Source organism: Pyxidicoccus caerfyrddinensis, from assembly GCF_010894405.1.
Lineage (GTDB): Bacteria > Myxococcota > Myxococcia > Myxococcales > Myxococcaceae > Myxococcus > Myxococcus caerfyrddinensis.
The window spans coordinates 426128-439974 of record NZ_JAAIYA010000007.1 but is presented as its reverse complement, the minus strand read 5'-3'; the positions used below and the strand labels follow the sequence as shown (position 1 = coordinate 439974).

1 protein-coding gene (cut by a window edge) is annotated in these 13847 nt (G+C 73.4%); it reads right to left on the bottom strand.

The genetic code is table 11. The features are described from left to right. Positions 1-13847: the 5' portion of a non-ribosomal peptide synthase/polyketide synthase gene (locus G4D86_RS19470; protein ID WP_163995472.1), read on the bottom strand. It extends 6949 nt beyond the left edge of the window; 13847 of the gene's 20796 nt are visible here — the first part of the coding sequence; the start codon lies at positions 13845-13847; the stop codon falls past the left edge of the window.

Genomic DNA, 13847 nt, shown 5'->3' with positions numbered 1-13847 from the left:
TCCGCGAGGCGGCGGCCGGCGATGGGCGAGCCGACGCTGACATCGTCCTGGCCGGAGTAGCGGTGCAGCAGCACCTGGAACACGGCCAGCACGAGCATGAAGGGGGTGACGCCCTCGCGCTGGGCGAGCGCCTTGAGCCCGGTGGACAGCTCCTGGGAGAAGGCCAGCGGGAAGGAGGTGCCGCGGAACGACTGGACCGGGGGACGGGGCCTGTCGGTGGGCAGCTCCAGCACCGGCGGGGCGCCGGCGAGCTGCTGCTGCCAATACGCGAGCTGGCGCTCCAGCTCCTCGCCCACCAGCCACTGGCGCTGCCACACCGCGTAGTCGGCGTACTGCACCGGCAGCTCGGGCAGCGGAGAGGGCTGTCCCTGGACGAAGGCCGCGTACAGGGCGCTCATCTCGCGGATGAGCACGGTGATGGTCCACCCGTCCGAGACGATGTGGTGCATGACGACCACCAGCAGGTGCTCGGTGTCCGTCAGCTTCAGCAGGGTGGTGAGCAGCAGCGGGCCCGTGGCCAGGTCGAAGGGCCGCTCGCTCTCCTCGCGGACCATGCGCAGGGCCTCGGCCTCGCGCGTGGCGGCGGGCAGCGCGCTGAGGTCCACCCGGTTCAGGGTCCGGGCCGTGGGCGCGCCGATGACCTGGACGGCCTCACCTCCCTGGGTGCGGTAGGTGGTGCGCAGCACCTCATGGCGGCGCACCAGCTCCTCGAGGCAGCGCTCCAGGGCCGCCACGTCGAGCGGGCCCTCCACGCGGATGGCCGCGGGCATGTTGTAGGTGGAGCGACCGGGCTCGAGCTGCTCGAGGAACCACAGCCGCTGCTGGGCGAAGGACAGCGGCAGCGGCTGCTCGCGCGAGGCGCGCTCGAGGGGCGGCAGTCGTGGCCCCGGCGAGCCACTGGCGATGGCGGCCTCGAGCTGCGCGGCCAGCTTCTCCAGGGTGGCGGCCTCGAAGAGGACGCGCAGGGGCAGCTCCACGCCGAAGCCGGCGCGGATGCGGGCCATGACCTGGGTGGCCAGCAGCGAGTGGCCGCCGAGGGCCATGAACTCGTCGTGCAGCCCCACCTGCTCCACGGCCAGCAGCTCGCTCCAGATGGCGGCCAGCCGCCGCTCGGTATCCGTGCGCGGGGCCACGTACTCGGACGCCGCCGCGGTGTGCGCGCCCTCCAGGGCGGCCAGGGCCTTGCGGTCCACCTTGCCGCTCGTCGTCAGCGGCAGCGACTCCAGGGGGACGAAGGCCGCGGGCACCATGTAGTCGGGCAGCCGCGACAGCAGGGCGGCGCGCAGCGCCTGCGGCTCCACCTGCTCGCCGGAGCGCGGCACCACGTAGGCCACCAGCCGCTTGTCACCCGGCGCGTCTTCGCGCAGCGCCACCACGGCCTGCGCCACCGCCGGGTGCTCGCAGAGCACGGACTCGATTTCGCCCAGCTCGATGCGGAAGCCGCGCAGCTTCACCTGCTCGTCGCGCCGGCCGAGGAACTCCAGCTCCCCGTCCGCCATCCACCGCACCTCGTCTCCGGTGCGGTAGAGCCGGGCTCCCGGCTCCGTGCTGAAGGGATGGGGGACGAAGCGCTCCGCCGTCAGCGCCGGCTGACCCAGGTAGCCACGGGCCACGCCCGAGCCGCCCACGTACAGCTCTCCGGCCACGCCCACGGGCACCGGCCGCAGCGCCTCGTCCAGCACGTACACCTGCACGTTGGGCAGGGCCCGGCCAATGCCGAGCTGCTCGGGCCGCACCGGCCCGCTCACGGTGGCGCAGATGGTGACTTCCGTCGGGCCGTAGGCGTTGAGCAGCGTCCGCCCGGACGACCAGCGCCGCGCCAGCTCCGGCGTGCACGCCTCGCCCGCGGAGATGACGGTCTCCAGCTTCGCCAGGCCCTCCGGCTCCAGCTGCGCCAGCACCGACGGCGTCAGCGTCACCGCGGTGATGGACTGCGCCTCCAGCAGCGAGCGCAGGGGCTCGCTGGGCATGAGCTGCTCCTGGCTCGCGATGCACAGGCACGCCCCGGCCACCAGCGTGGAGAACACCTCGCACACGGAGGCGTCGAAGCCGACGCTGGCGAACTGGAGCACCCGGCTGTCGGGCCGGTAGCCGTGGGCCACGGCCACCTGCCGCGCGGTGTTGGCCAGGCCGCCGTGCGTGAGCAGCGTGCCCTTGGGCCGGCCGGTGCTGCCCGAGGTGTAGATGATGTACGCGAGGCTGCTGGCCACCACGTGGGTGTCCAGGTCCTCTTCGGACTCGCGCTCCACGCGCTCCCAGTGCTCGTCCATGAGGAAGACGTAGCCGCGCCTGTCGAGCAGGTGCTCCAGCGACGAGTGCGTGAGGAGCACCGGGGTCAGCGCATCCGAGGTGATGTACGCGAGGCGCTCCTCGGGCAGCGTGGGGTCCAACGCCAGCCAGGCGCCGCCGGCCTTGAGGATGGCCAGCATGGCCACCACGCGCTCCACGGAGCGCTCGAGGAACACGGTGACTCGCACCTCGGGGCCCACGCCCACCCGGCGCAGGTGGCGCGCGAGCTGGTTGGCGCGCTCGTTGAGCTCGCCGTAGGTGAGCGTCTCGGAACCGGCACTCACCGCGGGGGCGTTGGGCGCGCGGCGCACCTGCTCCTCGAAGAGGTGGTGGGCGAGCTGCTCTGTCTGGTTGCCCGGCGTGCGGCTCCACGCGCCCAGAATCTGCTGGCGCTCGGCGTCGGACAGCAGGGAGAGCGCACCCAGCGTTGCGCGCGGGTGGGCCACCAGGCCCTCGAGCGCGGTGCGCCAGTGCGCGAGCAGCCGCCGCATGTCGTCGCGGCGCAGGCGCGGCTCGTCATGGGACAGGCCCAGCCGCAGGCGCTCGCCGGGGACGACGGCGAGGGCGAGCGGGTAGTTGGCGCGCTCGTGCGTCAGCACGTCGCGGATGTCCAGCGAGGCCTTGTGCTTCAGCAGGGCCGCGTCGAGGGGGAAGTTCTCCACGACGAGCAGCGACTCGAAGAGCGGGGTGCCGCGGGGCACCTGGCTCCAGGACTGGATGTCCACCAGGGAGGCGAAGTCGTGCTGGCGCAGCTCGGCGAGCTGCTCCTGGAAGGACTGGAGCCAGGGCAGCAGCGGCGAGGCGTCCGAGGGCAGCCGGACGCGGGTGGGGAGCGAGTTGATGAAGACGCCCACCATGGCGCCCGAGCCGGGCAGCTCGGGAGGACGGCCGGAGACGGTGGTGCCGAAGACCACCTCGCGCTGGCCGCTGTAGCGCGAGAGGACGATGGCCCACGCGGCGAGCACCAGCGTGTTGAGGGTGACCTGGTGCTGGCGCGAGAAGGCCATCAGGGCGGCGGTGGCCTCGGCGCCCAGCTCCTGCTCGTGGGAGTGCAGGGTAGGCGTCTGCCCCGCGGGGGGGGCGGCATGGGTGTCGCCCGGTAGGGGCGTGGGCGCGGTGAAGCCGGCGAGCGCGGAGCGCCAGAAGCTCTCGTCGGCGGACGCCTCGCGCCGCTCCAGCCAGGCGATGTAGTCGCGGAAGGGCGGGCGCGAGTCGAGCCGGGCCGCGCCGCCGGAGAGGGCGGCCTCGTAGTGGGCCAGCACGTCCTGGAAGATGAGGCCGAGGCTCCAGCCATCCAGCAGCAGGTGGTGGTGGTTCCAGAGGAAGCGGTGGGTGTGCTCGCCCAGGCGCACGGCCGTGAGGCGCATGAGGGGCGCCCGGCGTGGATCGAACCCGCGCCGCCGGTCCTCCTCGAGGAGTTGCTGGAAGCGGGCCTGCTGCTCGGCGGCGGGCACGCCACGCCAGTCGAGCGTCTCGAAGGGCAGCGTGGCGCGCGGGTGCACGGCCTGGAGGGGGAACTCCAGCCCCTCCCAGTGGAAGCTGGTGCGCAGGATGGGGTGGCCATCCAGGCTGGCCTGCCACGCCGCGCGGAAGGACTCCAGGTCCAGCCGTCCCTCCATCGTCCAGGCCATCTGCTCCAGGTACACGTCGGAGCCGGGCGACAGCATCCAGTGGAAGAGCAGGCCGTGCTGCAGCGGGGAGACGGGGTAGAGGTCCTCGAGCTCCGGGCCGGTGACGGCCAGCAGCGACTGGAGGGCGGAGGGCGTGATGCGGGCCAGGGGGAAGTCGCCCGGGGAGAGGCGGCGGGCGTCCTCGGAGTGGCGCGAGGAGATGAGGGTGCGCAGGTGCTGGAGGAAGCGCCCCGCGAGCCGCTCGATGGTGGCGGCCGAGTGCAGGTGCTCGCTGTAGCGGAAGGCCAGGCGCAGGCGCCCGCCGAGGACAGAGCCAATCACCTCCAGCAGGTGGTCGCGCGTGCCCGCGGGCGCGGCGTGGGGGCCGGTGTCCTCGTCGGTGAGGATGAAGAGGGCGCTGGCGGCGGCGGACGTGTCGAGCTGGCCCAGGTAGTTGAAGAGGACGGGGGCGGCGGGCAGCGCGCGCAGGGGCCGGGCGATGGCGTCCGGGCCCATCCACTGAAGGAGCCCGAAGCCGATGCCGTGGTGTGGCAGGCGGCGCAGCGAGTCGCGCACGGAGCGCAGGCCCTCGCCCGGAGTGCCCTGGGCGGGCACCCGCAGCAGCACGGGGGCCACGGAGGTGAACCAGCCCACGGTGCGCGAGAGGTCCACGCCTTCGGCGAGCTGCTCCTGGCGGCCATGGCCCTCGAGGTCCACGAGCATCTCGGCGTGTCCGGTCCACTCGCCGAGCGTCTGCGCGAGCGCCGTCAGCAGGACGTCATCGAGGCGGGCGCGCCAGGCGGCGGGCGTCTCCTGCAGCAGCAGGCGCGTCTCGTCCTGCTCGAGCTGGACGGAGACGGCACGCTCGGAGGCGCGGGTGTTGATGCCGAAGGTGTCGAGCGGCAGTCCGGGGAGTTGCCGCTGGGCGGGCTCCATCCACAGCGGCGCCTCGGCGGCGAGCGCTTCGGAGCGGGCGATGGACTCCAGGTGCCGCGCCCACGCCTGGAAGGAGGTGCTCTTGGGCGGCAGCGCCACCGGCCGACCCTGGGCCAGCTGCTGGTAGACGGACTCGAGGTCCTCCATCAGCACGCGCCAGGAGACGGCGTCGACGACGAGGTGGTGGAGGCAGAGGAAGAGCTGCTGGGGCTGGCCCTCGCCGGAGAGGAAGAGGGCGGCGCGCAGCAGCGGCGCCTCGGAGAGACGGAAGGAGGCTTGCAGGCGCGAGGCCTCGTCCCTCAGGGCCGCGGGCCGCTCATGGGCGGGCAGCGCGGAGAGGTCGTGCACGTGCAGCGGCACGGAGAGCTGCTCGGGGGCGGCGTGCTCCTGGTGCCACGTGTCGCCGTCCCGCGTCAGGTGCAGGCGGAGCGCGTCGTGGTGCGCGACGAGGGCCTGGAGGGCCTGCCGCAGCAGCGGGGCCTGGAGGGGCTGGCGGGCCCGCAGCAGCACGGACTGGTTGAAGTGGTGGGCGTGCTCCGCGTCGTGATGCAGCAGGTGGAGCTGGATGGGGGTGAGGGGCACAGGGCCGGAGACGGGGCCCTGCGAGGCGGCCTCCACGGGAGCGGCCGTCCGCGCCATCGGGGCGAGCCCGGCGATGGTCTGGTGCTGGAAGAGCTCCCTCGCGGACAGGAGCAGTCCGGCCTGACGGGCGCGGGCCACCACCTGGAGGCTGATGATGGAGTCGCCGCCCAGCTCGAAGAAGTTGTCGTGCACGCCCACGCGGGGCACGCCGAGCAGGGCGCTCCAGATGGAGGCCAGCCGCTCCTCCACGTCGTTGCGCGGCGCCACGAAGGCACGGCCAGAGGCCAGGTGCGTGGCGGCGGGGGCGGGCAGCGCCTTCCGGTCCAGCTTGCCGTTGGGGTTGAGGGGCAGGGCCTCCAGCGGGACGAAGGCCGAGGGCACCATGTACTCGGGCAGCGTCTCCTTCAGCAGCGAGCGCAGCGCGGAGGACTCCACGGACTGGCCCTCGCGCGCCACGACGTAGGCCACCAGGCGCTTGTCGCCCGGAGCGTCCTCGCGCACCACGGCCGCCGCCTCGCGCACCGCGGGGTGGCGCAGCAGGGCGGACTCCACCTCACCCAGCTCGATGCGGAAGCCGCGCAGCTTCACCTGGGAGTCGATGCGGCCCAGGAAGTCGAGCGAGCCATCGGCCAGGAAGCGCACCCGGTCGCCCGTGCGGTAGAGGCGCTGTCCGGGCCGGGCGCTGAAGAGGTCCGGGATGAAGCGCTCGGCGGTGAGCTCGGGCGCGTCCAGGTAGCCGCGGGTGATGCCGGCGCCGCCGATGTGGAGGTGGCCGGGCACGCCCACGGGCACGGGCCGCAGCGCCTCGTCCAGCACGTACACGCGGACATCGCGGATGGGGCGGCCGATGGACACGCGGGGCGACGACGGGCCGCTGGCGGCGAAGCGGTGCACGGTGGCCCACACGCTGCCCTCGGTGGGGCCGTACTCGTTGTGCAGCCCGGCCTCGGGCAGCAGGGCGTGGTGGTGCTCCACCAGCTCGGCCGGGCACGACTCACCAGCGACGATGGCCGCGCGCAGCGTGCCCAGCTCTCCGGGCCGGGCCTGCTCCAACAGCACCCGGTAGAAGGACGGCACGGTGAGCAGGTGCGAGACGCGCTCGCGGGCGATGAGCGCCGTGAGGGCGTGCAGGTCCTGCTGCGTGTCACCCTCGGGCAGCACCAGGGTGCCACCCTCGCACAGGCTCCAGAAGACACCCGCCACGGAGCTGTCGAAGGCGATGGAGGACAGCAGCAGGTAGGCCGAGGGCGGAGCGCCGTAGTGCGCGTTGCGCGCCCGCGTGGAGTGCACGAGGTTGCGGTGGCTGACCACCACGCCCTTGGGCCGGCCGGTGGAGCCGGAGGTGTAGATGACGTAGGCGGCGGTGTCGGGCGACTGCGCGGGGGCAAGCGGCCCGGCGGCGCACGCGGCGATGGCCTCCGCGTCGGTGTCCACGCACACCACGGGGCACGCGGCGGACGGGAAGAGGTCGAGCAGGGCGCCGCGAGTCACGACGGCGCGGGGCCGCGAGTCCTCCAGCAGCAGGGCCAGCCGCTCGCGCGGGTAGGCCGGGTCCAGCGGCACGTAGGCGCCGCCGGCCTCGAGGATGGCGAGCAGCGCCACGACCAGGTCGGTCGAGCGCTCCATGCACAGGGCGACGCGCACCTCGGGGCCCACGCCCAGCGAGCGCAGGTGGTGCGCGAGCTGACGGGACTGGCGCGACAGCTCGCCATAGGTGAGCGAGCGTGAGCCGCACACCACGGCCAGCGCGTCCGGAGTGCGCGAGGCCACCGCGGCCACGATTTCGTGGGCGAGGGTGTCGTGGGTGAGGCCGGAGGGCGCGCCGCCGCTCCATTCACCGAGGAGCAGGTGGCGCTCCTCAGTGGTGAGCAGCGAGAGGCTGTCGAGCGGGGCCTCGGGCCGGGCCACCACGGCCTCCAGCAGCACCCGCAGGTGCTGCACCAGGCGCGTGGCGGTGCTCTCGTCGAACAGGTCGGTGTTGTACGCCAGGCCGCCCGCGAGCCCGCCATCGGCGAGGAAGCCCACGTCCAGGGTGAGCTCGAACTTGGCCACGCCGGTGTCCACCGGGAGGGGCGTCAGGGACAGTGCCGCCTCGCGCAGGGTGGGAACGAGCGCGTCCTGCAGGGAGAACATGACCTGGAAGAGCGGGGTGCGGCTGAGGTCGCGCACGGGCTGGAGCTCGTCCACCAGCTTCTCGAAGGGCACGTCCTGGTGCTCGTAGGCGCCGAGCGTCGTCTCGCGCACCTGGGCCAGCAGCGCGCGGAAGGAGCCGCCCGCGGAGAGGCGCGAGCGCAGCACGAGGGTGTTGGCGAAGAAGCCGATGAGGCCCTCGAGCCCGGCGTGGCGGCGGTTGGCGATGGGCGTGCCAACGCTGATGTCGTCCTGGCCGGAGTAGCGCGCGAGCAGCGTCTGGAAGGAGGCCAGCAGCACCATGAAGGGCGTGACGCCCTCGCGCTGGCAGAGGGCCTTCACGGACTCCATCAGCTCCCGTGGCAGCACCACGGGGACGCTGGCACCGCGCGAGGAGAGCACCGCGGGGCGGGGCCTGTCGCCGGGCAGCTCCAGGGCCATGGACGCCCCGGCGAGCTGCTGCTTCCAGTACGCGAGCTGGGCGTCGAGCACCTCGCCCTGGAGCCACTCGCGCTGCCAGAGGGCGTAGTCCGCGTACTGCAGGGGCAGCTCGGGCAGGGGCGAGGCCTGGCCCTGGCGGAAGGCCTCGTAGAGGGCCGCCAGCTCCCGCACCAGCACGCCCAGGGACCAGCCGTCGGAGACGGAGTGGTGCATGTTGAGCAGCAGCACGTGCTCGGTGCCGGAGAGCCGCAGCAGCGTGGTGCGCAGCAGCGGACCGGTGGACAGCTCGAAGGGGGCTTGCGCTTCCTCGCGGGCGAGGCGGAGGGCCTCGGCCTCGCGCTGCTCCTCGGGCAGCTCCGTCAGGTCCACCACGGCGAGGGGCCGAGGGGCCGCGGGCGCGATGACCTGGACGGGCTGGCTCCCCTCGGAGCGGAAGGAGGTGCGCAGCGGCTCGTGGCGGCGCACCAGCTCATCGAAGCTCCGCTGGAGGGCCGGGGCGTCCAGGGGACCCTGCAGCCGCACGGCGGCGGGCATGTTGTAGGTGGCGGTGCCCGGGGTGAGCTGGTCGAGGAACCACAGCCGCTGCTGGGCGAAGGACAGGGGCGGCGGGCCCGAGCGCTCCATGCGGCGCGGGGCCGGCAGACCGGAGGCCTGGCCCTGGCGGGCGGCGTCCAGGCGCGTGGCGAGTGCCTCGAGGGTGGGGGCCTCGAAGAGGGCGCGCAGGGGCAGCTCCACGCCGAAGGCGGAGCGGATGCGCGAGGCCACCTGGGTGGCCAGCAGCGAGTGGCCACCCAGGGAGAAGAAGTCGTCCTGGCGGCCCACGCGCGGCACTTGCAGCACCTGAGCCCAGAGGGTGGCCAGCAGCTCCTCGGTGGCGGTGCGCGGCGGCGTGTACTCGTGGCTCGGGACGAGTCCGGAGCCCTCGGGCACGGGCAGTTGCTTGCGGTCCACCTTGCCGTTGGGCGTCTGCGGGAAGGCCGCCATCGGCACGAAGGCCGAGGGCACCATGTACTCGGGCAGCTTCTCCTTGAGGAAGGAGCGCAGGGCGGCCACGTCCAGCACCTGCCCGTCCTGGGGCACCACGTAGACCACGAGGCGCTTGTCGCCCGGCACGTCCTCGCGTGCCATGGCCACGACGGACCGCACGGAGGGGTGCTGGAGGAGCACGGACTCCACCTCGCCCAGCTCGATGCGGAAGCCGCGCAGCTTCACCTGGAAGTCGATGCGGCCCAGGAACTCGAGCTGGCCATCGGCGCGCCAGTACACCCGGTCACCGGTGCGGTAGAGGCGCGCGCCCGGCGTGGGGGAGAACGCATCCGGCACGAAGCGCTCGGCGGTGAGGTCGGGGCGGCCGAAGTAGCCACGGGCCAGGCCCAGGCCGCCCAGGTACAGCTCCCCGGGCACGCCGATGGGCACCGGCCGCAGCCGCGCGTCGAGCACGTAGGCCTGGGTGCCGGGCAGCGGGCGGCCGATGTGCGGCGTCGCCGTCTCGCCGGGCGCGACAGCCGTCCAGGTGGAGTAGGTGGTGTCCTCGGTGGGGCCGTAGAGGTTGTAGAGCACCTTCACCGCGGCGGCGGCGTGGATGCCCTGGGCCAGCGGCGCGGTGAGGGGCTCGCCGCACAGGTTGACGGTGTGCACCGTGTGGGGCACGGCGCGCTGGCGCACCAGCTCGGCCATGGCCGAGGGCACGGTGTTGATGAGCGTCACCTCGGAGACGGCGGGTAGCGACGGCAGGGCCAGGGCGTTGTCGGCCAGGTAGACGCAGCCGCCGCACGCCGGAGGCACGAACAGCTCGAAGACGGACAGGTCGAAGCAGACGGAGGTGGAGGCCAGCACGCCGGCGAGCTGCGCCGGGGTGAAGGTGTCGAGCGCCCAGCGCACGAAGGCCACCGCGCTGCGGTGCTCGAGCGCCACGCCCTTGGGGCGGCCGGTGGAGCCGGAGGTGTAGAGGATGTACGCCAGGTCCCCCGTCCCGTTGAGGCAGGGCGGACGCGTGGCGGGGTGTTGCTCGAACGCCGCGGGCTCGTCGAGCAGCACGAGGGTGGGGGCGTTGAGCTCGCGGGCCAGCGGCACCAGCGAGTGCTGGGTGAGCAGCAGCGGGCTGCGCGAGTCCTCGAGGGTGAAGGCCAGCCGCTGGGTGGGGTACGTGGGGTCCAGCGGCATGTACGCGCCGCCGGCCTTGAGGATGGCGAAGAGGGCCACCGGGAGCAGCTCGGTGCGCTCCAGGCAGAGGGCCACGGGGACACCGGGGCCCACGCCCAGCGAGCGCAGGTGCCAGGCGAGCTGGTTGGCGCGCTGCTCGAGCTCGCGGTACGTGAGGCGCCGCGTGCCCGCGACGAGCACGGTGGCGTCCGGGGTGCGCTCCACCTGGCGCTCGAAGAGCTGGTGCAGGGCCACGTCCACGACGGGGGCGGGCAGGGCGCGGTTCCACACCTCCACCACCTGGCGGCGCTCGGCCTCGGGCAGCAGGGGCAGCTCGGACAGGGGCGCCTCGGGGTGGGCGAGCACCCCGTCCAGCAACACGCCCAGGTGCTCCACCAGACGGGCCGCGGTGGCGGCGTCGTACAGGCTGGTGGCGTACTCCAGCGAGCCCGCGAGTCCCTGCTCCGACTCCGCGAGCTGCAGGGTGAAGTCATACTTGGCGCTGTGGCTCTCCAGCTCCACGCCGCGCAGCGCCAGTCCGGGCAGGCGGAAGCCCGGCAGCGGATCCGGGTGGAGGATGAGCATCACCTGGAAGAGGGGGCTGCGGCTCATGTCGCGCACGGGCTGCAGCGTCTCCACCAGCTTCTCGAAGGGCACCTCCTGGTGGGCGTAGGCGCCCAGCGTCACCTCACGCACCCGCGCGAGCAGCTCGCGGAAGGCGGGGTTGCCGCCCAGCTGCGTGCGCAGCACCAGGTTGTTGACGAAGAAGCCGATGAGGCCCTGCGTCTCGGCGAGGCCGCGGCCGGCGATGGGCGAGCCGATGCTGATGTCGTCCTGGCCGGAGTAGCGGTGCAGCAGCGTCTGGAACGCGGCCAGCAGCAGCATGAAGGGCGTGACGCCCTCGCGCAGCGCGAGCGCCTGGAGCCGCTCCCACTGCTCGCGCGACACGCGCACCGGGTGGCTGGCGCCGCGCGAGTCCTGCACGGGCGGACGGGCCCTGTCGGTGGGCAGCTCGAGCTGGGCGGGCGCTCCGGCGAGCTGCTGCTTCCAGTACGCGAGCTGGGCGTCCAGCACCTCGCCCTGGAGCCGCTGGCGCTGCCAGAGGGTGTAGTCCGCGTACTGCACGGGCAGCGCGGGCAGCGGTGAGGGCCGGCCCTGCGAGAAGGCCTCGTAGAGGCCGGCCACCTCGCGCACCAGCACGCCCATGGATGTGCCGTCGGAGACGATGTGGTGCATGCACAGCACCAGCACGTGCTCGCTGTCGGAGAGCCGCAGCAGCGTGGTGCGCAGCAGCGGGCCGTGGGCGAGGTCGAAGGGGCGCAGCGCCTCCTGGTATGCCAGGCGCAGCACCTCGGCCTCGCGCTCCGGGGCGGGCAGGGCGCTCAGGTCCACGCGCGCCTGCGTCACCGTGCCTTCATCCCGCACGTGCTGCACGGGCTGCTCCTGCCCGGCGAGGAAGGTGGTGCGCAGCACCTCGTGGCGCCGCACCACCTCGGCGAAGCAGCGCTCCAGGGCCGCGGCATCCAGCGTGCCCTCCAGCCGCACGGCGGCGGGGAGGTTGTAGCGCGGGCTGCCCGGCTCGAGCTGCTCCAGGAACCACAGCCGCTGCTGGGCGAAGGACAGCGGCAGCGGCCGCGCGCGAGCCTCCGCCGTCCGCGGCACCAGCACGTCCGTGCGCGCGCCCTGCCACAGCCGCCGCGCCAGCTCGGCCAGGGAGGGCCCGCTCAGCAGCGCCTCCATGGGCAGGGCCACGCCCAGCCCCTTCTCCACCTCGTACGTGACCTCCACCGCGGTCAGCGAGTCCACGCCGTAGCGCGTGAGCGGCTCGTCCCGCTTCAGCTCCTCCGGGGCCACCTTCAGCCGCTGGGCCAGCCGCGTGCGCAGCCACTGCTCCAGCGCCTCGAGCGTCTCGGGCCGGGCCGCTTCCTCCCCGGTGGCAGGCGCCGGCTGCCCGGAGGCGGGGGCGTCCGCGTCCCGCCGCGCCTGCCACGCCTCCACGAGGCGCAGCTCTCCGGCCAGAAACGCCGCGCGGGTGGCGCGCCGCTGAATCTTCCCGCTGGACGTCTTGGGCAGGCTGCCGGGCTCGATGAGCGCCAGGGCGTGGAGCTGCAGCTCGTGAACCTCCGCCACCTGCTGGCGCAGCTCCCGCACCACCGTGTCCATCTCCAGCTGCTGGCGCGTGTCCGCCTCGTACACCAGCACCAGCCGCTCCTCGCCCTCCACCTCCACCGAGAACGCCGCGCCGCACCCGGCCCGCAGCGCGCGGCTCGCCTGCTCCGCCGTCAGCTCGATGTCCTGCGGGTGGTGGTTGCGCCCGCGGATGATGATGAGGTCCTTCAGCCGGCCGGTGACGAAGAGCTGGCCGTCGCGCAGGAAGCCGTGGTCTCCGGTGCGCAGGAAGGGCCCCGCGCCATCCGCCGTCCGCGCGTGGAAGTCTCGCACGGTGTCCTCGGGGCGGCCCCAGTAGCCGCGGGCCACGCTCGGGCCCTTCACCCAGATCTCCCCCACCTCACCGGGCGCGGAGCGCGCGTGCGTCTCCGGGTGGATGACGAGCACCTCCTGGTCCTGCAGCGACACGCCGCAACCCACCAGCGTCTGGGCCTTGGGATGCGTGGGCTCCGCCGGCACCACGCGGCCCTCACGCAGCCGCTCCACGTCCAGCGGCTGGAGCACGGTGGGCACGCCCACGTCTCCGCCCGAGACGATGAGCGTGGCCTCGGCCAGGCCGTAGCACGGGTAGAAGGCCTCGCGGCGGAAGCCGCTGCATGCGAAGGCCTGGGCGAAGCGCTCGAGCGTCTCGGGGCGGATGGGCTCGGCGCCGCAGAACGCCACCTCCCAGCGGCTCAGGTCCAGCGCCTGCCGCTCGGCCTCGGTCGTCTTGCGCACGCACAGGTCGAAGGCGAAGTTGGGCCCGCCGCTGATGGTGCCCCCGATGCGAGACAGCTCCTCCACCCAGCGCAGCGGGCGGCGCAGGAACGTCATCGGCGACATGAGCGAGGTGGAGAAGCCCCCGTACACCGTGCCGAGGATTCCGCCGATGAGCCCCATGTCATGGTACGGCGGCAGCCAGATGACGCCCGAGCTGCCCTCGTGCATCCGGAACGCGCCGTGGATGAGCTTCAGGTTGTGCAGCAGGTTGCCATGGCTGAGCTCCACGCCCTTGGGCGTGCCCGTGGACCCTGACGTGTACTGGAGGAAGGCCAGCGAGTCGCGCCCCTGCTCCGGCCGCTTCCAGCCCGCCTCCGTCCCCTCCGGCAGCTCGTCCGTGGCCATCCAGCGCAGCGCCTTCAGGTCCGGCGCCGTCTCGAAGAGCATCTCCCCCATGGAGAGGATGAACGAGGTGGTGAGCACCACCGTGGCCTGGGCGTCCTGGATGATGGCGCGCAGGCGCGGCAGCGTGCGCTCGAGCCGGGTGGGATCTGGCGGATAGGCCGGCACCGCCACCACGCCCGCGGCCAGACAGCCGAAGAAGCCCGCCACGTACTCCAGCCCCGGCGGGTAGAGCAGCACCGCGCGCTCGCCGGCCGCCGCCACCTGCTGCAGCGCCGCACCGATGCGCTGCGCACGCCGCAACAATTCCGCGTTGCTGAGGACCGTCTCGTCCCCTGGCGCGTCCTCGACGAAGGTGAAGAGCGGAGCCTCACGGCGCGACTCTGCACGCTGCTCAAGCAACTCCAGCAGCGTATTCGCTTGGGTAGCAGCGACGGACGGCTTCAT